Here is a 23,936-nt window from a genome sequence, read left to right as displayed (position 1 = left end):
CAGTTGGCTTATCGTACCATGCACGGACGTTTATTGTCGAATGACCACTCTGGGATCAGGTACTGCATCGCCAGCGCATCATCACGTGCACCCAGCCCGTGTTTCTGGTAAAGCTCGTGCGCTTTCATGACCTGATCCATATCCAGTTCAACGCCCAGCCCCGGCGTAGCTGGAACCTGCACCATCCCCCCCTTGATCTCAAACGGCTGTTTGGTCAGGCGCTGATTGCCCTCCTGCCAGATCCAGTGGGTGTCGATAGCGGTAATGTTGCCCGGCGCAGCAGCCGCTACGTGGGTGAACATCGCCAGCGAGATGTCGAAGTGGTTGTTGGAGTGCGAGCCCCAGGTCAGGCCGAACTCATGGCACATCTGCGCCACGCGAACCGAGCCCTGCATCGTCCAGAAGTGCGGGTCTGCCAGCGGAATATCCACCGATTGCAGCGAGAGCGTGTGCCCCATCTGGCGCCAGTCGGTCGCGATCATGTTGGTGGCGGTTGGCAGCCCGGTGGCGCGACGGAACTCCGCCATCACTTCACGTCCAGAGAACCCCTGCTCTGCGCCGCACGGATCTTCCGCGTAGGCCAGCACGCCTTTGAGCTGCTTACCAATTTTGATCGCCTCTTCAAGCGACCAGGCACCGTTCGGATCCAGCGTGACGCGCGCCTGCGGGAAGCGCTTCGCCAGCGCGGCAATCGCCTCAGCTTCTTCTTCACCCGCCAGTACGCCGCCTTTCAGCTTGAAGTCATTAAAGCCATATTTTTCATACGCGGCTTCAGCCAGGCGCACCACCGCATCCGGGGTCATCGCTTCATCGTGACGCACACGATACCAGTCGCATTTTTCGTCCGGCTGGCTCTGGTACGGCAGCGGGGTGAGTTTGCGGTTGCCGATAAAGAACAGGTAGCCGAGCATTTCCACTTCGCTGCGCTGTTGGCCGTCGCCCAGCAGGGAGGCGACATTGACGCCCAGATGCTGGCCTAGCAGATCCAGCATCGCGGCTTCAATACCCGTGACCACATGGATAGTGGTACGCAGATCAAACGTTTGCAGACCACGGCCACCCGCATCACGATCGGCAAAGGTCGTACGCACGCTGGTCAGCACATTTTTGTACTCGCCCAGCGTTTTACCCACCACCAGCGGAATGGCGTCCTCCAGCGTTTTACGGATCTTCTCCCCGCCCGGGATTTCACCGACACCGGTATGCCCTGAGTTGTCCTTGATCACCACAATATTACGGGTGAAGAACGGCGCATGGGCGCCGCTCAGGTTCATCAGCATGCTGTCATGTCCCGCGACAGGAATGATCTGCATGGAGGTGACTACAGGGGTAGAAAATGTGCTCATCGTTCGATCCTTTTATCAGTGACGTCCAAATACAGGGCGCTTACGGTCAAATGTCCAGCCGGGGATAAGGTACTGCATCGGGCCTGCGTCGTTGCGCGCGCCGCCCGGCAGTTTTTTATACGCTTCATGCGCCTTGTGGATCTGATCCCAGTCAAGCTCCACGCCCAGCCCCGGCGCATCCGGTACGGCAATGGTGCCGTTTTTGATTTCAAGTGGATTTTTGGTCAGGCGCGCTTCGCCTTCCTGCCAGATCCAGTGCGTATCGATGGCGGTCGGGTTACCCGGCGCCGCCGCGCCAACGTGAGTAAACATCGCCAGCGAAATGTCGAAATGGTTATTGGAGTGGCAGCCCCAGGTGAGCCCCCAGTCATCGCACAGCTGCGCCACGCGCACCGCGCCGGAAAGGGTCCAGAAGTGCGGATCAGCCAGCGGTATGTCCACCGCATTCAGCATCACCGCGTGGCCCATTTCGCGCCAGTTAGTGGCGATCATGTTGGTCGCAACCGGCAGCCCGGTAGCGCGGCGGAATTCGGCCATCACCTCGCGACCAGAAAAGCCCTGCTCGGCGCCGCACGGATCTTCCGCGTAGGTCAGCACGTCGCCCAGTCCTTTGCACAGCGCGATAGCTTCATCCAGCCGCCAGGCGCCGTTCGGATCGACGGTGATGCGTGCCTCCGGGAAGCGTTTTTTCAACGCGCGCACGCTGTCAATCTCCTGTTCGCCCGGCAGAACGCCGCCTTTCAGCTTGAAGTCTTTAAAGCCGTAGCGATCCTGCGCCGCCTCTGCCAGGCGTACCACCGCCTCGCCAGAGAGCGCTTCCTGATGACGCAGGTGATACCACGCGTGGCTGCCCGGCGAGCGCTCCAGATACGGCAGATCGGTTTTCGTCCGGTCGCCAACGTAGAACAGATAGCCCAGCACCGTTACCGCATCACGCTGTTTGCCTGGCCCCAGCAGTTCGCAGACCGGCACGTTCAGCGCCTTGCCCAGTAAATCAAGGAGAGCCGCCTCCAGCGCCGCCACCGCGTTAACGCGCAGTTCAAACGTCCAGGCGCCTTTGCCGAAGGTATCAAAATCAGCCGACTGGTTGCCCTTATGCACCCGCTGAACCACCTTGTTCAGGCGGGCGACCTCCTGCCCAACCACCTGCGGGATGGCGTCGACCAGCGTCTGGTAAATCACCTCTCCGCCAGGCGCTTCCCCGACGCCGGTATTCCCTGCGCTGTCGGTCAGCACCACGATGTTGCGGGTGAACCAGGCGTTATGCGCGCCGCCAATGTTGAGCAGCATGCTGTCCTGACCCGCCACCGGGATGACTTTCATCTCCGTCACGATCGGGCTTGATTGCGTTGTCATCATCCGCGCTCCCCAACAGGTTTCAGTTCGATTCGTTTGATGTCCCCCACCAGCACCAGGTAACTGAGTACCGCCACCAGCGCATGGACGCCTACATAAATCAGCGCACCATTGAAGGAGCCGGTGGTGCCGACGATGTAACCGATAGCGATTGGGGTGACAATGCCGGAAATGTTGCCAAACATGTTGAACAGACCGCCGCTCAGGCCGCTGATCTCTTTCGGCGCGGTATCTGCCATCACCGCCCAGCCCAGCGCGCCGATGCCTTTACCGAAGAAGGCCATCGCCATAAAGCCGATAATCATCCACTCCGCGCTGACGTAGTTACAGAACACCATGGTCATGGAGAGCAGCATGCCGAGCACGATTGGCGTTTTACGCGCAATATTCAGCGAACCGGTGCGACGCATCAGCCAGTCGGAGATGACCCCGCCGAGCACCCCGCCCACGAAGCCGCAGATGGCTGGCACAGAGGCGACAAAACCCGCCTTCAGAATCGACATCCCGCGCGCCTGCACCAGGTAAACCGGGAACCAGGTGATGAAGAAGTAAGTTAAGGCGTTAATGCAGTACTGGCCGAGATAGATACCGATCATCATCCGTGAGCCGACGAGCTGTTTGATCTGCCCCCATTTCTGGCTGAACGGGACTTTTGCTTTCTGGGTTTTCTGATCCATGTTGATCAGCGCCCCGCCTTCAGCAATGTAGTCCAGCTCTTTCTTGTTCACGCCCGGGTGCTGGTTTGGTTCGTGGATCACTTTCAGCCAGATAAAGCTGATGACGATCCCCAGCCCGCCCATGAAGAAGAAGACGTGCGACCAGCCCACTTCGTGCGTCAGCCAGCCCATAATTGGCGCGAAAATAACCGTCGCAAAGTATTGCGCCGAGTTAAAGATTGCTACCGCCGTTCCCCTCTCCTGCGCCGGGAACCAGGCGGCCACAATGCGGCTGTTGCCCGGGAAAGATGGCGCTTCCGCTAAACCCACCAGGAAGCGGAGGGTAAAGAGCGCAATGATAATGCCGAAGCCGCTGAAGATATCCACGAAGCCCTGTAAAAGGGTAAACATCGACCAGATGAAAATGGACCAGAAATAGACCCGTTTTGAGCCGAAGCGGTCCAGCAGCCAGCCGCCAGGGATTTGGCCGATTACGTAGGCCCATGAAAATGCGGAGAAAACATAACCCATACCCACCGGATCAAGTCCGATGTCCTTTGCCATCTCAGAGCCGGCAATGGATAACGTGGCACGGTCGCCGTAGTTGAAAGAGGTGACGATAAACAGCATCACCACTATCCAGTATCGGGCGTTGGTGCGCTTCTCAGCGCTGCTCGCCGCGTGGCTTAATGTACTCATTGTTGCACTCCTGAAACATAGCTTTCGCCTGGTTCATTCTGTACAGCACCTGTAGGGTAATCAGAATGAGAGATTTGTGTTTGGTTTTGGTACGGCCCGAAGCCGTTTTATAGTGACGGGAAAAGTATATGAAGGAGTGACCGATTCTCTCACCGTGCAGAAACACAACATTGACGGGCGTGGGGAACGTGGTTTGGGGCATAAGCCCAAAGTGGTGGAAGATACTTCACGGAATTGAGGATATGGTGCAGCTTCGTTGCCGGGTGGCGGCTACGCCCTACCCGGCCTACAGCTCGTATAGTACAGGGTTAGTTCAGGAGCGTGGCCCAATGTTCAACCCAGGGATTTGACTCGCTTTCCGGTTCGGGGTGCTCGCCAGCATCAATCAGTAACATCTCGCCGACCCGCTGAGCGTGCTGTTCCTGCAACAGCGCGTCGAACTTCTTACCGCCGCCGCAAAAATTGGCGTAAGAGCTATCGCCGAGGGCAATGATGCCATAGTGAACATCTGGCTGATAGCCAAGCTGGTCTTTAATGCCCTGGAAAAGCGGGACGATGCTGTCCGGGAGATCGCCCTGCCCGGTGGTGGAGGTCACCACCAGAATGTATTTATCTTTATACTTTTCCCAGTCCGCCAGCTCCGGGTCTTCATAGACCGTTGCTTTATGGCCCTGATTGACGAGGATTGCTTCTGCTTCCTCCGCAACCAGCAGCGAGTTGCCGTACATCGTGCCGACAAAAATACCTACTTCAGCCATGCTTTGCTCCCGTCATTATTGCGCTTGCTGTTCATCCTGAACGTTGCCTGCGGCAAACTCAACCCTTTCATTTTCGGGGAGTTGTCCTAGCCAGCCAAACTGTGACAGCGCCTGCATCCAGACCTCGTCCAGCCCCGCGCGAATAGTCAGCGGTTCGCCGGTAAACGGGTGCGTCAGGCTTAGCTCGCTGGCGTGCAGCATCAGTCGGTTACAGCCAAAGTGCTCTGCCGCGCTGCGGTTCTGCCGCAGATCGCCGTGCTTGCTGTCGCCGATAATTGGGTGGCGCAGATGTGCAAGGTGGCGGCGAAGCTGGTGCTTGCGCCCGGTTTTGGGCAAAAGCTCAACCAGACTGTATCGCGTAGTGGGAAATTTGCTGGTCGCCACCGGCAGTTCTGTGGTCGCCATACCGCGATAGTCGGTCACCGCAGGCTGCGGACCTTTATCTTCGCGGGCAAATTTATCGGCGATTTTATCCAGTTCCTCCACCAGCGGATAATCCAGCGTGGCGGAATCCGTCAGCCAGCCGCGCACAATGGCGTGGTAGCGCTTCTGGATCTGGTGCTGTTCAAACTGCTGCGACAGCAGGCGCCCGGCCTCACTGGAAAGCCCCATCAGCAGAACGCCAGAGGTTGGCCGATCCAGACGGTGGGCAGTAAAGACGTGCTGACCGATTTGGTCGCGCACGGTTTGCATAACAACCACTTTCTCATCGCGATCGAGCCAGCTTCGGTGTACCAGCCAGCCGGACGGTTTATTCACCGCCACCAGCCACTCATCCTGATACAGGATCTCAAGCGTCATGCATCGTCACCGGCGAAAAGCGTATCCAGCTTTTCCAGCTCAACCAACATAACGTCGCGCGCCGGGTGGGTCGCCTCCAGCGCCATTTCGTAATAGGGAGAGACGGCAAACGCCTGGGGCAACGCGTGTCCCCCTTCCAGCAGCGCGTGCATGCGCGGAATTAATACCCACTGGAGCCATTCGAATGGAGACAGCGTATCCAGACAAAACGGCTGGGTGCTGGCGAACGCGTCTGGCTGCGGCGCACTTTCCTGCCACAGCTGATGCTGGCGCATAAGGGCTTCGATGGCGTGCAACTGCGCACGAACGCTATCGTGATGCGTCATAGTAACCTCAACTGAAAAACGGAATGGCGCGAAGCATAGCATTGCGGAAGACAGAAATAAAAAAAGGGAGCACTGTAAAAACAGTGCTCCCGGTTCGTTTCGCAGCATTCCAGCTACAATACGTGCTCCCTGCTCATCCGTGACAACTTTTCCTGATGCCCGAAGGCCTGGTCATCCCTTTACCTTTTGCTTCCTGCTCACATCATCCTGACGTGTAGGTTTCGTCCTGAAACGTCCTGGCCATCCTGACCCACCGACCATCCTGACCGGCTCACGTTCTCCTTCCTGGAGGTGTCCCTTACGCATCCTGCGTGATCCACTTTGCTTCATCCTGAAGCCTTCCTGCGGCGTCGTCCTGACGTGTTCCTGGTGAGAAACGCCATCATCCTGATGTTCGTTTCTCGCGTCGGCATCCTGTCGACACAGATAGAATCCGCTATTCTGCCTCGTCTTACAACCCACCCTGTGAGCAAGGTAAGCCTGGCGAAACGGGGATAATCGTTTCAGGAAATCGCTAACCTGTTGAAAGGGAAGTTAATATTAATCTGAAATCCCTAAGACAAAGCTAATTGTTTCGGCGATGTCTCACAGTGCGTGTAAGAGATCTCTCACACGTCCAGTAGCATCATGGATTACAGAAGCGGCTCTAGTCGGGTAAGAAAATCCGCAAGAGAAGGCGCGAGAACGTCGCGATTGCGGGTGCCGAGCGTCTCTTTAATGACCTCGCCAGACAGGTTGCAGACTGAAATGACGTCCAGTTCACTGTCGAGCGTCGCAATAAAGAGAGTCGGGGAGAGCTTAAGGCGTTTTTGCGTGACCAGGTGACCAATGAGGTTTTCCTGAACGCGTTGAAGATCGTCTTCGCTCCAGGTTTGCAGCAGCGTCAGCGGCTGTCCTGCAAAACATGCAGTCATATCCCCGGCAAACTGCGTGGTATAAATTGCATGAAGCGCAGGTTGTACCACAATGTCCATTGCGCGTTCAACCGCATTTACATTCTGCTCGCCCGTGAACGGTTTCGGTTGCCAGATAACGTAATCATCCTGCGAAGCGATAATGCACGGTGACGGCACGCCATATAAGTCAGTACTTTGCGGCCACGTCCCCCGCTTTTCATGCCAGGCATCGCAATAGCGGGTCGTGAAGGACGTCAGGGCATTTGCAGTTTCGATATCCACCGATTTCTCTCTTCTTGTAAGACAGGATAAACTCAGCCCCTAAGTGTACCTGTAAAGTGGCTATGAAACATGTCTTACGAAAATCATCAGGCGTTAACGGGCTTAACGCTGGGTAAATCGACCGATTACCGCGACACCTACGACGCAAGCCTGCTTCAGGGTGTGCCGCGCAGCCTGAACCGCGATCCGCTTGGCCTTCATGCCGACGCGCTGCCGTTCGTCGGCGGCGACATCTGGACGCTGTACGAACTCTCCTGGCTGAATGCGCGCGGTCTGCCGCAGGTGGCCGTGGGCCATGTCGAGCTGGATTACGCCAGCGTGAACCTGGTCGAATCCAAGAGCTTTAAGCTCTATCTCAACAGCTTTAACCAGACCAAATTTAACAGCTGGGACGAGGTACAACAGACGCTTGAACGTGATTTAAGCGCGTGCGCGCAGGGGAACGTAACCGTCTCGTTATACCGTCTGCATGAGCTGGAAGGTCAGCCCATCGCCCATTTCCACGGCACCTGCATCGACGATCAGGACATTGATGTGGAGAGCTACGAATTTAGCACCGACTATCTGGAAAACGCGGCGGGCGGAAAAGTGGTCGACGAAACGCTGGTCAGCCATCTGCTGAAATCCAACTGCCTTATCACCCATCAGCCGGACTGGGGCTCGGTACAGATCCAGTATCGCGGCCCGCAGATTGACCGGGAAAAGCTGCTTCGTTACCTGGTGTCATTCCGTCATCACAACGAATTCCACGAGCAGTGCGTGGAACGCATCTTCAATGACATACAGCGTTTCTGCCAGCCCGAAAAGCTGAGTGTTTATGCCCGCTATACCCGTCGCGGCGGCCTGGACATTAACCCATGGCGCACCAATACCGATTTTGTGCCTGCCACCGGACGGCTGGTGCGCCAGTAAGATAAATATTTTCACAATATGCGGGCGGTATTCCGCCCGAAGTGTTGTGAAACGTCATAAGCCAGGGCTATTGTAATCAACAGGGAAAGACGATAATCGTCCCATAAGGAGCTCACTTGATTACACATATTAGCCCGCTTGGCTCTATGGATATGTTGTCGCAACTGGAAGTGGACATGCTTAAACGCACCGCCAGTAGCGACCTGTATCAACTGTTTCGTAACTGTTCACTTGCTGTACTGAACTCCGGAAGCCTGACCGACAACAGTAAAGAGCTGCTGTCCCGCTTCGAAAGTTTTGATATCAATGTGCTGCGCCGCGAGCGCGGGGTGAAGCTGGAAGTGATCAACCCGCCGGAAGAGGCGTTTGTCGATGGGCGTATTATTCGCTCACTTCAGGCCAACCTTTTTGCCGTGCTGCGCGACATCCTGTTTGTTAACGGACAGATCAGCAACGCCGGTCGTTTCCAGCATCTCGATCTGGAAAGCTCCGTTCATATCACCAACCTGGTTTTCTCCATTCTGCGTAACGCCCGCGCCCTGCACGTTGGCGAAGCGCCGAACATGGTCGTCTGCTGGGGTGGTCACTCCATTAACGAAACCGAATACCTGTACGCCCGCCGCGTGGGTAATCAGCTCGGCCTGCGCGAGCTGAACATCTGTACCGGCTGCGGTCCTGGCGCGATGGAAGCGCCGATGAAAGGCGCGGCAGTAGGACACGCGCAGCAACGCTATAAAGAAGGCCGTTTTATCGGCATGACCGAGCCGTCAATCATCGCCGCTGAGCCGCCTAACCCGCTGGTTAACGAACTGATTATTATGCCGGATATCGAAAAACGTCTTGAAGCGTTTGTCCGTATCGCGCACGGCATTATCATCTTCCCGGGCGGCGTAGGTACGGCGGAAGAACTGCTTTATCTGCTCGGGATCCTGATGAACCCGGCCAACAAAAATCAGGTTTTGCCGCTGATCCTGACCGGCCCGAAAGAGAGCGCCGACTACTTCCGCGTGCTGGACGAATTTATCGTGCATACGCTGGGGGAAGACGCGCGCCGTCACTACCGCATTATTATTGACGATGCCGCAGAAGTGGCCCGTCAGATGAAAAAAGCGATGCCGCTGGTGAAAGAGAACCGTCGTGATACCGGGGATGCCTACAGCTTTAACTGGTCCATCCGTATCGCACCGGATCTCCAGATCCCCTTCGAGCCGTCGCATGAGAACATGGCGAACCTCAAACTCTATCCGGATCAGCCGGTGGAAGTACTGGCAGCTGACCTGCGTCGCGCCTTCTCTGGCATCGTGGCGGGGAACGTGAAGGAGGTGGGGATCCGCGCGATTGAGGAGTTCGGGCCGTATAAAATCCACGGTGACCCGGAGATGATGCGCCGCATGGATGACATGCTGCAGGGCTTTGTGGCTCAGCACCGCATGAAACTTCCGGGTTCTGCCTATATTCCCTGTTACGAAATCATCAAATAAAGCGTCCTTTCCCTCCTCTCAAGCCGGATTGTCATCCGGCTTTTTTATTAGTGATGTAATTCATAGCGATCTTCAATGTTATTAACAAATCTGGCGCCCGCGCAAACGATTACCTCGTTTTTGAAACCGTAAATAATCAGCCTTAATCGAAATTACCTGCCAGAAAATCCTAAAATCCTATTTCTTTACAGCGAAAGACACCTATCTCGCGGGTCAGCCTTTTCGAAAACATGTCGTTAATGGTAGCCTTCGCGCCCGTAAATCCTCTTTGATGTTTTTTTAACAGATAAATGGTCTAAATATGCCCACATCATAAGTGGATTATTGCATTTGGGATCGCGATCACTGATAGATTCATAACGAGAATGTATCTTTCCGCCCGCCAATAGTTACGGGCAAAAATTATTAAAAAACCGTCACTGAACGAATTTCATATTACCGTCAGGCACTTTTTCATCGGATTTGACTAAAAACCTGACAATTTGCTTCCTCCAGGAGATACAGATGGAAACCACTCAAACCAGCACCGTTGCTTCGATTGAATCCCGAAGCGGTTGGCGCAAAACGGATACCATGTGGATGCTTGGCCTGTACGGCACGGCAATCGGCGCTGGTGTACTGTTCCTTCCTATCAACGCAGGTGTCGGCGGTCTGATCCCGCTGATCATCATGGCCATCATCGCCTTTCCGATGACCTTCTTTGCACACCGCGGCCTGACCCGCTTCGTGCTGTCCGGTAAAAACCCGGGCGAAGACATTACTGAAGTCGTTGAAGAACACTTCGGCGTCGGCGCAGGTAAGCTGATTACCCTGCTCTACTTCTTCGCGATTTACCCGATTCTGCTGGTGTATAGCGTCGCTATCACCAACACCGTTGAAAGCTTCATGATGCACCAGCTGCAGATGACCCCGCCGCCGCGTGCGATCCTGTCCCTGATCCTGATCGTCGGTATGATGACCATCGTGCGCTTTGGCGAGCAGATGATTGTCAAAGCGATGAGCGTGCTGGTATTCCCGTTTGTTGCAGCCCTGATGGTGCTGGCGCTGTACCTGATCCCACAGTGGAACGGCGCTGCGCTGGAAACTCTGTCTCTGAGCAGCGCATCCGCAACCGGTAACGGCCTGCTACTGACCCTGTGGCTGGCGATCCCGGTAATGGTGTTCTCCTTCAACCACTCGCCAATCATCTCCTCCTTCGCGGTGGCGAAGCGTGAAGAGTACGGCAATGGTGCAGAGAAGAAGTGCTCCAGCATCCTGGCTCGCGCACACATCATGATGGTACTGACAGTTATGTTCTTCGTGTTCAGCTGCGTGCTGAGCCTCTCCCCGGCGGATCTGGCGGCGGCGAAAGAGCAGAACATCTCTATTCTGTCCTACCTGGCAAACCACTTTAACGCACCGCTGATTGCGTGGATGGCACCGATCATCGCGATTATCGCCATCACCAAATCCTTCCTGGGCCACTACCTGGGCGCACGTGAAGGCTTCAACGGTATGGTGATTAAATCTCTGCGCGGTAAAGGCAAGAGCATTGAAATCAACCGTCTGAACAAAATCACCGCGCTGTTCATGCTGGTGACCACCTGGGCGGTAGCCACCCTGAACCCAAGCATTCTGGGCATGATTGAAACCCTGGGCGGCCCGATTATCGCGATGATTCTGTTCCTGATGCCGATGTACGCGATTCAGAAAGTGCCAGCGATGCGTAAATACAGCGGCCATATCAGCAACGTGTTCGTTGTTGTGATGGGTCTGATTGCCATCTCCGCTATTTTCTACTCGCTGTTCAGCTAATACCTCCTGCGCCGTCTGCGGATGGCGCACTCCTCCCCTCTGACTGAAGCAATGGACGCATCATGATTAGCGTATTCGATATCTTCAAAATCGGTATTGGTCCTTCCAGCTCTCACACCGTCGGACCAATGAAAGCCGGTAAACAATTCACGGATGACTTGATTGCACGCGGCATTTTGCACGACATCACCCGCGTGGTTGTCGATGTATACGGTTCCCTTTCCCTGACCGGTAAAGGCCACCATACCGATATTGCCATTATCATGGGGCTGGCGGGTAACCTGCCGGATACCGTTGATATTGACTCCATTCCTGGCTTTATCCAGGACGTGAACACCCACGGTCGTTTGCTGCTGGCGAACGGCGAGCATGAGGTTGAATTCCCGGTTGACCACTGCATGAATTTCCATGCGGATAACCTGTCGCTGCACGAAAACGGCATGCGCATTACCGCGCTGGTCGGCGATAAAGCGGTTTACAGCCAGACGTATTACTCCATCGGCGGCGGGTTTATCGTCGACGAAGACCATTTTGGTCAAACCAACGGCTCCGCCGTTGAGGTGCCGTACCCGTACAAAAACGCGGCCGATTTACAGCGTCACTGCCAGGAGACAGGCCTATCTCTCTCCGGCCTGATGATGAAAAATGAGCTGGCCCTGCACAGCAAAGAGGAGCTGGAACAGCACTTCGCAAACGTCTGGGAAGTGATGCGCAGCGGCATTGAGCGCGGGATCACCACCGAAGGCGTGCTGCCGGGGAAACTGCGTGTTCCACGTCGTGCGGCTGCGCTGCGCCGCATGCTGGTCAGCACCGACAAAACCACCACCGACCCGATGGCCGTTGTCGACTGGATCAACATGTTCGCGCTGGCGGTGAACGAAGAGAACGCCGCGGGTGGCCGCGTCGTCACCGCGCCAACCAACGGGGCGTGCGGCATTGTTCCGGCGGTCCTGGCGTATTACGACAAGTTTATCCGTGAAGTGAATGCAAACTCACTCGCGCGGTATATGCTGGTCGCCAGTGCGATTGGCTCACTGTACAAGATGAACGCCTCGATTTCCGGCGCGGAAGTGGGCTGTCAGGGTGAAGTGGGCGTAGCCTGCTCTATGGCGGCGGCGGGTCTGGCCGAACTGCTTGGCGCAAGTCCTGCGCAGGTTTGTATTGCGGCGGAAATCGGCATGGAACATAACCTGGGGCTGACCTGCGATCCGGTCGGCGGACAGGTCCAGGTGCCATGCATTGAGCGTAACGCCATCGCCTCTGTGAAAGCGGTGAACGCGGCCCGTATGGCGCTGCGCCGCACCAGTGAACCGCGCGTGTGTCTCGACAAGGTTATCGAAACCATGTACGAAACCGGTAAAGATATGAACGCCAAATACCGCGAAACCTCCCGCGGTGGCCTGGCGATGAAGATCGTTACCTGCGATTAAGCCTCTCAGGAAGCCTCGTTTTGCGAGGCTTCTTCCTGTTTTCCCCACCATTCATAGTTTCATGCTGCGCTCAGTGTTACCCTTCCCCCATTAGACAGAAGGGAGATTATCTGTGGCCGTTCATTTGCTTATCGTCGATGCACTTAACCTGATTCGCCGTATTCACGCGGTACAGGGCACCCCCTGCAAGGACACCTGTTTACACGCGCTGGAGCAGCTCATTCGCCATAGCGAACCCACCCACGCTGTTGCCGTATTCGACGATGAAGCACGCAATACCGGCTGGCGGCACCAGCGCCTGCCGGACTACAAAGCCGGGCGTGCGCCGATACCGGACGATCTGCACGCCGAAATGCCCGTTATACGCGCGGCCTTTGAACAGCGCGGCGTTCCGTGCTGGGGCGCACACGGTAATGAGGCTGATGATTTAGCCGCAACGCTGGCGGTTAAAGTGGCGAGCGCCGGGCATCAGGCGACTATCGTTTCAACCGACAAAGGCTACTGCCAGCTGCTCTCTCCAACGGTCCGCATCCGCGACTACTTCCAGAAACGCTGGCTGGACGCGCCATTTATTGCCAGCGAGTTTGGCGTATCGCCTGAGCAATTGCCGGATTACTGGGGGCTGGCGGGGATCAGCAGCTCCAGAGTGCCGGGTGTCGCCGGTATTGGACCCAAAAGTGCCGCACAGCTGCTGACGGAGTTTCAGAATCTGGAAGGGATTTACGCAAGGCTTGAGGAAGTGCCGGAAAAATGGCGCAAGAAGCTGGAGGCGAATAAAGAGATGGCGTTTATCTGCCGGGAAATCGCAACGCTACAGACGGATTTACAGCTGGACGGGAATTTACAGCAGTTAAGGTTAGAACGTTAAAACAACTACACGATTTTGTAGGCCCGGTAAGCACAGCGCCACCGGGCGTTACAAACGTTATCGCTCGTCGCGACGCCCACCCACGGCCGCCCACCAGCGACGGATATGCACCGTCACTTCTTCACGGTCGTGATACAGCTGACGCGCCTGGATTTCCGCATTAATCCCGTGTTCGTCCAGTTGCTGCTGAATATAAGCCAGGTTCTGCGACACCTCTTCGTAACGCTTTTTCATCGGCAGCTTGAGGTTGAAAATCGTCTCACGACACCAGCCGTTCACCAGCCAGGAGGCCATCAGCGCTGCGACTTTCGCCGGTTTTTCTACCATGTCGCACACCATCCAGGAGATGTTGTTACGGGTAGGACGGTAGCGGAAACCATCTTCACGCAGCCAGGTGACCTGCCCGGTGTCCATCAGGCTTTGCGCCATCGGGCCGTTATCCACAGACGAAACCCACATGTTGCGTTTCACCAGCTGATAGGTCCAGCCGCCCGGGCACGCGCCAAGATCGACGGCATACATGCCGTTTGCCAGACGTTCGTCCCACTCGTCCGCCGGGATAAAGACGTGGAACGCCTCTTCCAGCTTCAGGGTTGAACGGCTCGGCGCGTCTGACGGGAAGCGCAGACGCGGGATCCCCATAAAGAACGGCGAGTTATTGGTGGTATACGAGTAGCCGGTGTAGCAACATCCTGGCGCAATAAAGAAGATATGCACGACTGGACGCTTTGGCGTTTCGTAGTTTGTCAGCACTCCCGCATCACGCAGTGCCGCGCGGAGCGGCACGGTAAACTTACGGCAGAACTTCATCAGCTCTTTGCTTTCATTGGTGTCAGCCACTTCCACGCGCAAATCGCCGCCCTTCTCCACCACGCCCTGCAACAGGCCAACAATCGGCGTGATGCGATCTTCCGGCGGAAGATCTTTCAGTAATTCGCCCGCGACAAACATCTGACGGGCGAAAATCAGCGAGCTGAACGGCAGTTCGCGCGCCAGCTTGTCGGCATCATCAGGCTGATAGCATTCAAATACCACATAGCCCGCGTTCTCTTTGACGCGAGCGAATCCGAAGACTTCACGCTTCGCCGCTTTATCGGTGATTTCCGCGGCGCACTCTTTCTCAAACCCCGGGCGACAATATAAAACAACCTTATTCATGAACAACGCCCTTGCGTTTCAGACGGATAGCTCCGATAAACATTAAAACCCAACCCGCCAGGAAGCTGACGCCGCCGACAGGTGTAACAAACGCCCACAGGCGTAAATGCGACAGCGCCAGACAGTAGAGACTGCCGCTGAACAGTACGGTACCCAGCGCCAGAAAGACGCTGCTCCAGTAAAACCAGATGCTGATACGGCGCTGCATCGCCACCGCCAGCCCAAAAATTGCCAGCGTGTGGAACGCCTGATATTCAAGGCCGGTCTGGATCCAGCCCATCTCCACAACGCCCAAAGACTTGCTTAAGACATGCGCGCCAAACGCGCCCAGAGCTACAAAAATAAAGCCACTCACCGCGGCGAAAATCAGCATGAATCGGCTGGTCATGTTTAAGTCCTGAATTAATGCGTGCCCGGCACACAAACGTTATTGTTCATACCTGAAGCGGAATTTTTCTTGCTCGCTTGCCGCTTTCGCCAGTATCCACTGCCGGAAAGCGGCTATTTTACCCAGTTCTGCCTGACTGTCATGACAAACCAGATAAAATGCATTCTTGCTGACCAGTACATCGTTAAATGGGCAAACCAGACGGCCTGCCTCAATTTCGGACTGCGCCATGACGTTATTCGCTAATGCCACGCCCTGCCCGTGAATGGCAGCCTGTAACACCATCGCGCTGTGGCTAAAAATGGGCCCCTGCTGCACGTTTATATGATTAAGACCTAACTGGCGGGTATAAGTTTGCCAGTCGCGACGCGACGCATCGTGCAAAAGCGTGTGTTGCGCCAGATCGGCGGGCGTTTTGAGCGCTTTCTCCCCCGTCAGCAGCAGCGGTGAACAGACCGGCAGCAGATATTCTGCGTATAATTTTTCAACACGCAAGCCCGGCCAGTTACCGCGACCGTAAAAAATCGCCACATCCACATCGTCTGCAAGCTTGTCTTCCTGACGGTCCACCGCCTGGATTCGGACATCGATTCCCGGATAAGTTGAGTTAAAGCTTGAGAGTCGCGGCACCAGCCACTGAATGGCAAAACTGGGCAATAAACTCACAGTCAGGGCGCCTTTTGCGCTCCGTGCCTGAAGCTTACGGGTGGCTTCCGTCAGCTGGGAGAAAATCTCTTTAATATCCTGAAAATAGCTCTGCCCTTCTTCGGTCAACAGCAACGAACGGTTGCGTCGACGGAACAGCTTAAGCCCCAGAAAATCCTCCAGAGACTTGATTTGATGACTTACTGCGGCCTGTGTCACAAAAAGCTCATCGGCTGCGCGGGTGAAGCTGAGGTGGCGTGCTGCTGCATCAAAAACACGTAATGCATTTAGGGGTGGCAATCGCTTGGACATGGTTATCTGGCTTAGATGTTAACGAGATTTAACATATAGGAAACAACGTTTAACCTATTAGTTTTTTTTATCTGAGCCATTATAATTTGTCCGTTGAGGAACTACCAGCAAATACCTATAGTGGCGGCACTTCCTGAGCCGGAACGAAAAGCTTTTTTTGGAATGCGTGTTCTGAAGGGCTTTTGGCTTACGGTTGTGATGTTGTGTTGTTGTGTTTGCAATTGGTCTGCGATTCAGACCACGGTAGCAACGCTACCAATTTTTCACTTCCTGTACATTTACCCTGTCTGTCCATAGTGATTAATGTAGCACCGCCAACTTGCGGTGCTTTTTTTTCGCTTATCTAACTGTTAATGCTCGATTTCCTTCATCTCTTTCACGTCACTGCGATTGATCTGCTGTTTGTTCCCGTTAGCATCTTTGTATGAAATCATCCCGGTATCATTATCGGTTGTCGGTTTCCCTTCAGAGACGATAGATCGACCATCGTTGGTATGCATTACGTAGTTATTACCAGAACATGCGCTCAGGGCAAAGGTCAACGCACAGGCAGAAATGATTGCAGCTGTCTTTTTCATGATTATTCTCCTTTAGCAATTAATGCTATTCAAACCTCGATTTATAACAGGCTAAAACATCCGCCTAACACTATTTAGCATAACCTGCTTTTTCAGACTCGCCAGGATAAGCAGACAAATCTGATAGATATCAACTTCCTTGCCCTGCCGATGAATTTGCGCGACGATCGTAGAATCGATATGAGGAATTCCATGAACGCTTTCAGTCCTGCGCAGTTTCGCGCACAGTTTCCTGCGCTGGCCGATGCCGGCATTTATCTTGATAGCGCCGCCACGGCCCTTAAGCCGCAGGCGGTGATTGAGGCAACCCGCCAGTTTTACAGCCTGAGCGCCGGGAACGTGCACCGCAGCCAGTATGCCGACGCGCAGCGCTTAACGGCGCAATACGAAGCCGCACGGGATCAGGTCGCGCGCCTGATCAATGCTGACAGCGGTAAGAACATCGTCTGGACGCGGGGCACTACCGAGGCCATTAACATGGTGGCGCAATGTTACGCGCGTCCGCTGTTGCAGCCCGGGGATGAGATCATCGTCAGCGAGGCGGAACACCACGCCAACCTGGTGCCCTGGCTGATGGTGGCCGAACAAACCGGGGCACGGGTTGTAAAACTCCCGTTGGGTACAGACTTCCTGCCTGACGTGGCGCGTCTGCCTGAGCTGATTACGCCGCGCAGCCGTATTCTGGCGCTGGGGCAGATGTCCAACGTCACCGGCGGCTGTCCGGATCTGGCGCGCGCCATTGAGATTGCCCATGCCAGCGGCGTGGTGGTAATGGTCGACGGTGCGCAGGGTGTGGTGCATTTTCCGGCTGACGTTCAGGCGCTGGATATCGACTTCTATGCCTTCTCAGGGCATAAATTGTACGGGCCAACCGGTATCGGCGCGCTGTACGGCAAACCTGAACTGCTGGCCCGGATGACGCCGTGGCTCGGCGGCGGCAAGATGATTACCGAAGTCACCTTCGACGGTTTCAAAACGCAGGATCTGCCTTACCGCCTGGAAGCCGGTACGCCGAACGTGGCAGGGGTTATCGGTCTGAGCGCAGCGCTCGAATTTCTCGCAGATACGGACGTGGCTCAGGCTGAAAGCTGGAGCCGGGGCCTGGCGACGCTGGCAGAAGAAGAGCTTAAGAAACGCCCCGGGTTTCGCTCGTTCCGCGTCCAGGACTCCAGCCTGCTCGCCTTTGATTTTGCGGGCGTACACCATAGCGACATGGTGACGCTGCTTGCCGGATACGGCATTGCCCTGCGCGCAGGACAGCACTGCGCCCAGCCGCTGCTGGCGGCCATGGGGGTGAGCGGTACCCTGCGCGCCTCGTTTGCACCGTACAACACAAAAAGTGACGTCGACGCGCTGGTTTCCGCCGTCGACCGCGCCCTGGAATTACTGGTGGATTAATGACAAGTTCAGCCTTAGCCGGGCATCCGTTCGGCACCGTTATCACTGAAGAGACGTTAAAACAGACCTTCGTCCCGCTCACGCAGTGGGAAGATAAATATCGTCAGCTGATCCTGCTGGGCAAACAGTTGCCCACGCTGTCAGACGAACTGAAATCGCAGGCGAAGGAGATAGCTGGCTGCGAGAACCGCGTCTGGCTTGGGTTTAGCATATCCGGTGAGAAACTGCATTTCTTCGGCGACAGCGAGGGACGCATTGTTCGCGGTCTGCTGGCGGTGCTGTTGACCGCAATCGAAGGGAAAAGCGCCGCAGAGCTGCTGGTGCATTCTCCGCTGGCGCTGTTTGATGAGCTGGGACTTCGCACGCAGCTTAGCGCCTCGCGCGGTCAGGGACTGATTGCGCTAAACGACGCGGTGCTGGATGCCGCCCGTCAGGCTCAGGCCTGACGTTCCGCCTTCGCCATCATCTTCTTCAGGGCGTGAGAGACCGCCACAAAGCCGAAGGAGGCGGTCACCATGGTGGCCGCTCCAAACCCTGAGGCACAATCCATCCGCTTTGGCCCTTCCGCTGTGCTTTTCATTGCACAGACCGAACCATCCGCCTGCGGATAAACCAGCGCTTCTGTCGAGAACACACAGTCCACGCCCAGCTTGCCTTTACTGTTCTTCACCACGTTGAAGTCGCTTTTTAAGCGCTCGCGCAGCTTAGCAGCCAGTGGATCCTGAATGGTTTTCGCCAGATCTGCCACCTGGATCTGCGTCGGATCAATTTGTCCACCCGCGCCGCCCGTTGTCACCAGCGGCACCTTGTAACGACGACAGTAAGCGATCAGCGCCGCTTTTGGCCGCACGCTGTCGATGGCGTCAATCACATAGCTGTAGCCTTTGCTCATGTACTCCGCGACGTTATCTGCCGTCACAAAGTCGTCAATCACCGTTACGCGGCACTCCGGGTTGATGAGACGAATACGCTCCGCCATCACCTCGGACTTCGCCAGACCGACGTTATCACGCAGGGCGTGGATCTGACGGTTAGTGTTAGTGACGCAGACGTCATCCATATCAATCAACGTAATTGCGCCAATGCCGGTTCTCGCCAGCGCTTCTGCCGCCCACGAACCCACGCCACCAATGCCCACCACGCAGACATGCGCATCCGCGAACAGTTGCAGGGCTTTTTCACCGTATAACCGTGCCGTGCCGCCGAAACGCTGGCGCCAGGCATCGCTGATTACCACAGACATAAAACCTCAGATGTAAAAAGGGTGAGGTATTCCTCACCCTGAACCGTAATCCGTCTTGCGCTCAGAATACCACACTCAGCCGCTAAATACGTTCCCGGTACCCGGCGCTGTCTTCAGCACCCACACGCGCCCGTAGTGGTTATACCAGCCTGCACGGTGGCCGGCATCCGGGCCGATGCCCTGATAAATGTCGAAGTGCTGGCCTTTAATCGCCCCGCCCACGTCCAGCGCCACCATCAGGCGTAATTCATACTTGCCGTTGAATTTGCCGTTGTTGTCGAGGAGAGGAACTTCCGCCAGCAGCGTGGTACCCGCCGGGATAATCGAACGATCCGATGCCACAGAAGCGCGGCCAATCAGCGGGACGGCGCTCGCCCCTTTCACCGGCGCAAAGTTCTGCGGTTTGAAGAAGACAAACGATGGATTCTGCTCAAGCAGCTCACGCACTTCCGCTTCGCTGTGTTTTTCGCCCCACTCGCGGATCGCCTGCATCGACATATCTTCTCGTTTCACTTCACCACGGTCGATGAGCACCTTACCGATGCTGCGATAGGCATGGCCGTTTTTCCCGGCATAGCTAAAGAAGTTCAGCGGCGAGCCGTCGCCAAAATCAATATAGCCGCTGCCCTGCACGTCCATGATGAAGTTATCCATCAGCGAGTTGCTGTAGGCCAGCACGTAATTTTCGCTAAGCGCACCGGCATAGATTTCAGCGCGGGACGGGAGACGACCGCGTTTTGGCGGCATGCGGTAAATCGGATACTGGAATTCGCCCTGACGCGTGTGTCGTGCCTGGACAACCGGGGTGTAGTAGCCGGTAAACTGAACGTTACCGTAGTTATCCGCCCCTTCCATCTGCCACGCGTCAATACCAAACTGGCGCATATTGCGCGTATCACCGCCAGCACGCAGCCAGTCCTGCACTGCACTATAAACGTTGTTCTGTGAGCCATACAGGCGTGGCGACGCTTTGCGGATCTGGTATACCTGCTCGGAGAAATCCCCGGCATTGATTGGAGCACCCACGGCATCTGGCTGGTTAACTAAAGAGAAAGGCTGGGATAACTTCCCGTCTTTATACTGTTGACCGCGATCGGTCGGTTTGGAAGAGCAGGCCGCAAGAATCGCTACCATTGCGCCTGTCATCAGATACTTCACCCAACGTCCTTTCATTATATCTCGTCTTTTAGTTGCCCATTCCGCGTGATGAAGATAACAAACCCACCGTGGTAATGAAATGCGATCGCCTTCCCTTTGGCAAATTCTGGACAAAAAATAGTCCAAAGTGGCTATTCCCGTTCATTTTGCATACAAAATAATGAATTATGCGAAAAAGGGGTTGCATCACAAACCTATCCGAGTATAGTGCGCTTCCATGGACGCGGGGTGGAGCAGCCTGGTAGCTCGTCGGGCTCATAACCCGAAGGTCGTCGGTTCAAATCCGGCCCCCGCAACCAATTAAAATTTGATGAAGTATCTTCTACGACTGTAGAAAGACGGACGCGGGGTGGAGCAGCCTGGTAGCTCGTCGGGCTCATAACCCGAAGGTCGTCGGTTCAAATCCGGCCCCCGCAACCAATCAAATTTGAAGAAGTAAGTTTCTACAAGTGTAGAAAGACGGACGCGGGGTGGAGCAGCCTGGTAGCTCGTCGGGCTCATAACCCGAAGGTCGTCGGTTCAAATCCGGCCCCCGCAACCAACACTTCTTAAAACAATAAACACCCTTAAGGGTGTTTTTTTGTATCTGCCGTTTGTGAAAGTGCCGGGCGAGATACCCGGCGTAATACCCTATCCCCGCCGCGCCAGCGTTTCCCCGTCTGAGAAATAGGCCCGAATACCCGCCAGAATCGACTCCGCCACTTCCTGCTGGAATTTAGCCGTCTTGAGCTTGCGTTCCTCTTGCACGTTACTGATAAACGCGGTTTCGACCAGAATGGACGGAATATCTGGCGCTTTCAGTACCGCAAATCCGGCCTGCTCGACGCTGTTTTTGTGCAGCTTGTTGACCCGGCCCAGTTTGCCCAGCACCGCTTTACCAAACTTCAGACTGTCGGTAATGGTCAGCGACTGCACCATATCAAACAGCGTATGGTCGACGTAACGATCCCCGCTTTTACTCACGCCACCGATTAAATCCGAGGCGTTCTGCGTGTCCGCCAGGTATCTCGCGGCGGTACTGGTCGCCCCTTTCGTTGACAGGGCAAACACCGACGATCCGCTCGGCTGGCGGCTGGTGAAGGCGTCCGCATGAATAGAGACAAACAGATCCGCGCGCTGCTTCTGCGCTTTCGCCACGCGGACCTTCAGCGGGATAAAGACATCTTCGTTGCGCGTCATGTAGGCGCGCATATTGCCCTCTTTGTCGATTAACGCCTTCAGACGACGGGCAATTTGCAGCACCACATCTTTTTCGCGGGTGTGATATTTCCCAACGGCGCCGGAATCTTCTCCGCCGTGGCCAGGATCGAGCATGATCACAATCGGACGATCGCGCCCCGCCCTGCCCGGCTTAGGACCACTTTGCGCAGGTGGGACCTGCCGCTGGAGATCGCCTTTGTTGTAATCTTCAAGTAACGCCAGGAGCGGATCCTGAATATCCGTTGCATTCGCCGGATAGAGATCCATTACCAGGCGCTCCTTAAAGGCGGCAACAGGCGCAAGGGCAAAGAGCTGCGGTTTCACGTTCTGCTTGAGCTCAAACACCATGCGCACGGTTTGCGGATCGAACTGCCCGACACGCGCCGATTTGATAAAAGGATCGTCGCCACGGATCTGCGCCGCCATGCCTTTAAGCACGGAGTTGAGATTCACACCTTCGAGATCAACCACCACACGTTCAGGATTGCTGAGGGCAAATTGTTTGTATTTCAGCACGCGGTTGGACTCGACCGTCACGCGCGTATAGGTCGACGACGGCCAGACGCGCACCGCGACTACCTGGCTTGTGGCGGCAAGACCCACCTGGCTGACGCTAAGCAACCACATCGCCCCGGCCCCTTTTAACAGGCGGCGGCGGCTTATTGCTGAATTGGATCCCGACATGCTTCTCCCGAGCAAGAAATCTGATTGATGAACAAAACGCCCAAATTGACCGAAAACTTTAACGAATGACGCATAAACTGTCATCTATAAAAGGGTAAACAATCATACGTTAACGCACGGATTACTTATTATTTTCTGTGTGTCGCAGAAAATTTTGGCTTGCACACGCGGCCACAATCGAATAAAAATACATAAATAACGAATAAACATTCATTAAGGGTTGTGTCATGGTTAAGGAACGCAGAACCGAACTGGTCCAGGGATTCCGCCATTCTGTTCCCTATATCAACACCCATCGGGGGAAAACCTTTGTCATCATGCTTGGCGGCGAAGCCATTGAGCATGAGAACTTTTCCAGTATCGTCAATGATATCGGCCTGCTGCACAGCCTCGGCATCCGTCCGGTGGTGGTGTATGGCGCACGTCCGCAAATCGAAGCCAACCTGGCCGCCCATCACCATGAGCCGATCTACCACAAACATACCCGCGTGACGGATGCGAAAACCCTCGAACTGGTCAAACAGGCGGCGGGTCTGTTGCAGCTCGATATCACCGCCCGCCTGTCGATGAGCCTGAGTAATACGCCGCTGCAGGGCGCGCACATCAACGTGGTGAGCGGCAACTTTATCATCGCTCAGCCGCTCGGCGTGGACGATGGCGTGGATTACTGCCACAGCGGCCGCATCCGGCGCATTGATGAAGAAGCCATTCACCGCCAGTTAGACAATGGCGCGATCGTCCTGATGGGACCCGTTGCCGTTTCCGTAACGGGTGAAAGTTTTAATCTGACCTCGGAAGAGATTGCCACCCAGCTGGCCATCAAGCTGAAAGCGGAAAAAATGATCGGCTTTTGCTCCTCACAGGGTGTCGTGAACGATGAGGGCGTGATTGTGCCAGAACTTTTTCCGAATGAAGCTCAGGCTCGCGTCGAAGCGCTGGAAGCACAAGGCGATTACTATTCCGGTACCGTGCGTTTTCTGCGCGGCGCCGTCAAAGCGTGCCGCAGCGGGGTACGCCGCAGCCACCTGATCAGCTATCAGGAAGACGGCGCGCTGTTGCAGGAACTGTTCTCCCGGGACGGGATCGGTACGCAGATCGTAATGGAGAGCGCCGAGCAGATCCGCCGTGCCACCATCAATGACATCGGCGGCATTCTGGAGCTGATCCGTCCGCTGGAACAACAGGGCATTCTGGTTCGCCGCTCCCGCGAGCAGCTGGAGATGGAGATCGACAAGTTCACCATCATCCAGCGAGATAACCTGACCATTGCCTGTGCGGCGCTTTATCCGTTCCCGGAAGAGCAGATTGGCGAAATGGCGTGCGTTGCCGTGCACCCGGATTACCGTAGCTCCTCGCGGGGGGAACTGCTGCTTGAACGCGTGGCGGCACAGGCGCGCCAGATGGGTCTGAGCAAGCTGTTCGTGCTCACCACGCGCAGCATTCACTGGTTCCAGGAGCGCGGCTTCACGCCGGTGGATATTGATTCTCTGCCGGAAAGTAAGAAAGAGATGTACAACTACCAGCGCCGCTCGAAGGTGTTAATGGCGGACCTGGGATAACAATCACC

The 23,936-nt window shown here is 55.6% G+C and carries 22 protein-coding genes and 3 tRNA genes; 11 read left to right on the top strand and 14 right to left on the bottom strand.

Annotation, left to right across the window (positions count from 1 at the left end; genetic code table 11):
• Positions 1 to 8 precede the first annotated feature (8 nt).
• The 7 genes from gudD to syd all read right to left on the bottom strand — a co-directional run bounded on the left by gudD (position 9) and on the right by syd (position 7,120).
• On the bottom strand, positions 9 to 1,346 hold the full coding sequence (gene gudD, locus ACOT0L_RS02140) for a glucarate dehydratase (RefSeq protein WP_046618678.1): 1,338 nt from the start codon (positions 1,344 to 1,346) through the stop codon (positions 9 to 11).
• Positions 1,347 to 1,361: 15 nt separating this feature from the next.
• On the bottom strand, positions 1,362 to 2,702 hold the full coding sequence (locus tag ACOT0L_RS02135) for an enolase C-terminal domain-like protein (protein WP_023298498.1): 1,341 nt from the start codon (positions 2,700 to 2,702) through the stop codon (positions 1,362 to 1,364).
• The gene (gene gudP, locus ACOT0L_RS02130; protein WP_003862734.1) at positions 2,702 to 4,057 is read right to left on the bottom strand and encodes a galactarate/glucarate/glycerate transporter GudP; all 1,356 of its coding nucleotides are present in this window, start codon (positions 4,055 to 4,057) and stop codon (positions 2,702 to 2,704) included. The genes ACOT0L_RS02135 and gudP overlap by 1 nt, the downstream gene beginning before the upstream one ends.
• A gap of 308 nt (positions 4,058 to 4,365) precedes the next feature.
• Positions 4,366 to 4,815 carry a flavodoxin gene (locus ACOT0L_RS02125; protein WP_045308738.1) on the bottom strand — a complete coding sequence of 150 codons (450 nt, stop codon included), beginning with the start codon at positions 4,813 to 4,815 and terminating at the stop codon, positions 4,366 to 4,368.
• A 15-nt stretch (positions 4,816 to 4,830) separates the two neighbouring features.
• The gene (gene truC / locus ACOT0L_RS02120; protein ID WP_023298500.1) at positions 4,831 to 5,616 is read right to left on the bottom strand and encodes a tRNA pseudouridine(65) synthase TruC; all 786 of its coding nucleotides are present in this window, start codon (positions 5,614 to 5,616) and stop codon (positions 4,831 to 4,833) included.
• A complete protein-coding gene (locus ACOT0L_RS02115; RefSeq protein WP_022649214.1) occupies positions 5,613 to 5,942 on the bottom strand; it encodes a YqcC family protein in 330 nt (109 codons plus the stop codon). Before ACOT0L_RS02115 ends, truC begins: the two co-directional genes overlap by 4 nt.
• 632 nt (positions 5,943 to 6,574) lie before the next feature.
• On the bottom strand, positions 6,575 to 7,120 hold the full coding sequence (gene syd, locus ACOT0L_RS02110; RefSeq protein ID WP_126502692.1) for a SecY-interacting protein: 546 nt from the start codon (positions 7,118 to 7,120) through the stop codon (positions 6,575 to 6,577).
• A gap of 69 nt (positions 7,121 to 7,189) precedes the next feature.
• Here syd and queF point away from each other — a divergent pair, with 69 nt between their 5' ends.
• From queF to xni, 5 genes are all read left to right on the top strand, one after another.
• A complete protein-coding gene (queF, locus tag ACOT0L_RS02105) occupies positions 7,190 to 8,032 on the top strand; it encodes an NADPH-dependent 7-cyano-7-deazaguanine reductase QueF (protein ID WP_023298501.1) in 843 nt (280 codons plus the stop codon).
• A gap of 116 nt (positions 8,033 to 8,148) precedes the next feature.
• Positions 8,149 to 9,513, top strand: coding sequence for a nucleotide 5'-monophosphate nucleosidase PpnN (gene ppnN, locus ACOT0L_RS02100; RefSeq protein ID WP_023298502.1), 1,365 nt, complete (start codon positions 8,149 to 8,151; stop codon positions 9,511 to 9,513).
• Positions 9,514 to 10,017: 504 nt separating this feature from the next.
• Positions 10,018 to 11,307, top strand: a complete 1,290-nt coding sequence (locus ACOT0L_RS02095) for an HAAAP family serine/threonine permease (RefSeq protein ID WP_022649218.1) — start codon at positions 10,018 to 10,020, stop codon at positions 11,305 to 11,307.
• A 62-nt stretch (positions 11,308 to 11,369) separates the two neighbouring features.
• Positions 11,370 to 12,737 (top strand): L-serine ammonia-lyase, encoded by a 1,368-nt coding sequence (locus ACOT0L_RS02090; RefSeq protein WP_022649219.1) that lies wholly within the window; start codon positions 11,370 to 11,372, stop codon positions 12,735 to 12,737.
• 112 nt (positions 12,738 to 12,849) lie between these two features.
• Positions 12,850 to 13,605, top strand: coding sequence for a flap endonuclease Xni (xni, locus tag ACOT0L_RS02085; protein ID WP_126502691.1), 756 nt, complete (start codon positions 12,850 to 12,852; stop codon positions 13,603 to 13,605).
• A 57-nt stretch (positions 13,606 to 13,662) separates the two neighbouring features.
• On the opposite strand, the gene rlmM is transcribed toward xni, so the two are convergent.
• The 4 genes from rlmM to ACOT0L_RS02065 form a co-directional block, all read right to left on the bottom strand.
• Complete coding sequence (gene rlmM, locus ACOT0L_RS02080; protein ID WP_022649221.1) at positions 13,663 to 14,763, bottom strand: 23S rRNA (cytidine(2498)-2'-O)-methyltransferase RlmM; 1,101 nt, start codon at positions 14,761 to 14,763, stop codon at positions 13,663 to 13,665.
• Complete coding sequence (locus ACOT0L_RS02075) at positions 14,756 to 15,151, bottom strand: DUF423 domain-containing protein (RefSeq protein WP_003862756.1); 396 nt, start codon at positions 15,149 to 15,151, stop codon at positions 14,756 to 14,758. The genes rlmM and ACOT0L_RS02075 overlap by 8 nt, the downstream gene beginning before the upstream one ends.
• 39 nt (positions 15,152 to 15,190) lie before the next feature.
• Positions 15,191 to 16,108 carry a glycine cleavage system transcriptional regulator GcvA gene (gcvA, locus tag ACOT0L_RS02070; protein WP_022649222.1) on the bottom strand — a complete coding sequence of 306 codons (918 nt, stop codon included), beginning with the start codon at positions 16,106 to 16,108 and terminating at the stop codon, positions 15,191 to 15,193.
• A 350-nt stretch (positions 16,109 to 16,458) separates the two neighbouring features.
• Positions 16,459 to 16,686, bottom strand: coding sequence for a YgdI/YgdR family lipoprotein (locus tag ACOT0L_RS02065; protein WP_015571738.1), 228 nt, complete (start codon positions 16,684 to 16,686; stop codon positions 16,459 to 16,461).
• A 192-nt stretch (positions 16,687 to 16,878) separates the two neighbouring features.
• Here ACOT0L_RS02065 and csdA point away from each other — a divergent pair, with 192 nt between their 5' ends.
• Entirely contained in the window at positions 16,879 to 18,084 is a 1,206-nt protein-coding gene (gene csdA / locus ACOT0L_RS02060; protein ID WP_126502690.1) for a cysteine desulfurase CsdA, read from the top strand.
• A complete protein-coding gene (gene csdE, locus ACOT0L_RS02055; protein WP_023298505.1) occupies positions 18,084 to 18,530 on the top strand; it encodes a cysteine desulfurase sulfur acceptor subunit CsdE in 447 nt (148 codons plus the stop codon). Before csdA ends, csdE begins: the two co-directional genes overlap by 1 nt.
• On the opposite strand, the gene tcdA is transcribed toward csdE, so the two are convergent.
• Both tcdA and mltA read right to left on the bottom strand, forming a co-directional pair.
• Positions 18,521 to 19,327 carry a tRNA cyclic N6-threonylcarbamoyladenosine(37) synthase TcdA gene (tcdA, locus tag ACOT0L_RS02050; protein WP_006811804.1) on the bottom strand — a complete coding sequence of 269 codons (807 nt, stop codon included), beginning with the start codon at positions 19,325 to 19,327 and terminating at the stop codon, positions 18,521 to 18,523. The genes csdE and tcdA overlap by 10 nt on opposite strands.
• A gap of 75 nt (positions 19,328 to 19,402) precedes the next feature.
• A complete protein-coding gene (gene mltA / locus ACOT0L_RS02045; protein ID WP_022649225.1) occupies positions 19,403 to 20,500 on the bottom strand; it encodes a murein transglycosylase A in 1,098 nt (365 codons plus the stop codon).
• A gap of 207 nt (positions 20,501 to 20,707) precedes the next feature.
• On the opposite strand from mltA, the gene ACOT0L_RS02040 reads away from it, so the two are divergent.
• From ACOT0L_RS02040 to ACOT0L_RS02030, 3 genes are all read left to right on the top strand, one after another.
• Positions 20,708 to 20,784, top strand: a tRNA-Met gene (locus ACOT0L_RS02040).
• Positions 20,785 to 20,828: 44 nt separating this feature from the next.
• Positions 20,829 to 20,905 (top strand) — tRNA-Met (locus ACOT0L_RS02035).
• Positions 20,906 to 20,949: 44 nt separating this feature from the next.
• Positions 20,950 to 21,026, top strand: a tRNA-Met gene (locus ACOT0L_RS02030).
• Positions 21,027 to 21,115: 89 nt separating this feature from the next.
• Here ACOT0L_RS02030 and amiC read toward each other — a convergent pair.
• A complete protein-coding gene (gene amiC, locus ACOT0L_RS02025) occupies positions 21,116 to 22,369 on the bottom strand; it encodes an N-acetylmuramoyl-L-alanine amidase AmiC (protein ID WP_022649226.1) in 1,254 nt (417 codons plus the stop codon).
• 227 nt (positions 22,370 to 22,596) lie between these two features.
• On the opposite strand from amiC, the gene argA reads away from it, so the two are divergent.
• Positions 22,597 to 23,928: an amino-acid N-acetyltransferase gene (argA, locus tag ACOT0L_RS02020; protein WP_126502689.1), complete on the top strand. Its 1,332-nt coding sequence runs from the start codon at positions 22,597 to 22,599 to the stop codon at positions 23,926 to 23,928.
• Positions 23,929 to 23,936 lie beyond the last annotated feature (8 nt).

Origin of the sequence: Enterobacter cloacae complex sp. XAL002 (assembly GCF_049236805.1) — a bacterium.
In the GTDB taxonomy this organism is placed as follows: domain Bacteria; phylum Pseudomonadota; class Gammaproteobacteria; order Enterobacterales; family Enterobacteriaceae; genus Enterobacter; species Enterobacter intestinihominis.
The sequence above is the reverse complement of the archived record's forward strand: the minus strand, read 5'-3'. Positions and strand labels throughout refer to the sequence as shown.

Bases quoted from the DNA above. Each gene is read 5' to 3' on its own strand.
- gudD (WP_046618678.1), bottom strand. From the start codon at position 1,346: ATGAGCACATTTTCTACCCCTGTAGTCACCTCCATGCAGATCATTCCT.
- ACOT0L_RS02135 (WP_023298498.1), bottom strand. From the start codon at position 2,702: ATGACAACGCAATCAAGCCCGATCGTGACGGAGATGAAAGTCATCCCG.
- gudP (WP_003862734.1), bottom strand. From the start codon at position 4,057: ATGAGTACATTAAGCCACGCGGCGAGCAGCGCTGAGAAGCGCACCAAC.
- ACOT0L_RS02125 (WP_045308738.1), bottom strand. From the start codon at position 4,815: ATGGCTGAAGTAGGTATTTTTGTCGGCACGATGTACGGCAACTCGCTG.
- truC (WP_023298500.1), bottom strand. From the start codon at position 5,616: ATGACGCTTGAGATCCTGTATCAGGATGAGTGGCTGGTGGCGGTGAAT.
- ACOT0L_RS02115 (WP_022649214.1), bottom strand. From the start codon at position 5,942: ATGACGCATCACGATAGCGTTCGTGCGCAGTTGCACGCCATCGAAGCC.
- queF (WP_023298501.1), top strand. From the start codon at position 7,190: ATGTCTTACGAAAATCATCAGGCGTTAACGGGCTTAACGCTGGGTAAA.
- ACOT0L_RS02095 (WP_022649218.1), top strand. From the start codon at position 10,018: ATGGAAACCACTCAAACCAGCACCGTTGCTTCGATTGAATCCCGAAGC.
- ACOT0L_RS02090 (WP_022649219.1), top strand. From the start codon at position 11,370: ATGATTAGCGTATTCGATATCTTCAAAATCGGTATTGGTCCTTCCAGC.
- rlmM (WP_022649221.1), bottom strand. From the start codon at position 14,763: ATGAATAAGGTTGTTTTATATTGTCGCCCGGGGTTTGAGAAAGAGTGC.
- ACOT0L_RS02075 (WP_003862756.1), bottom strand. From the start codon at position 15,151: ATGACCAGCCGATTCATGCTGATTTTCGCCGCGGTGAGTGGCTTTATT.
- gcvA (WP_022649222.1), bottom strand. From the start codon at position 16,108: ATGTCCAAGCGATTGCCACCCCTAAATGCATTACGTGTTTTTGATGCA.
- ACOT0L_RS02065 (WP_015571738.1), bottom strand. From the start codon at position 16,686: ATGAAAAAGACAGCTGCAATCATTTCTGCCTGTGCGTTGACCTTTGCC.
- csdA (WP_126502690.1), top strand. From the start codon at position 16,879: ATGAACGCTTTCAGTCCTGCGCAGTTTCGCGCACAGTTTCCTGCGCTG.
- csdE (WP_023298505.1), top strand. From the start codon at position 18,084: ATGACAAGTTCAGCCTTAGCCGGGCATCCGTTCGGCACCGTTATCACT.
- tcdA (WP_006811804.1), bottom strand. From the start codon at position 19,327: ATGTCTGTGGTAATCAGCGATGCCTGGCGCCAGCGTTTCGGCGGCACG.
- mltA (WP_022649225.1), bottom strand. From the start codon at position 20,500: ATGAAAGGACGTTGGGTGAAGTATCTGATGACAGGCGCAATGGTAGCG.
- amiC (WP_022649226.1), bottom strand. From the start codon at position 22,369: ATGTCGGGATCCAATTCAGCAATAAGCCGCCGCCGCCTGTTAAAAGGG.
- argA (WP_126502689.1), top strand. From the start codon at position 22,597: ATGGTTAAGGAACGCAGAACCGAACTGGTCCAGGGATTCCGCCATTCT.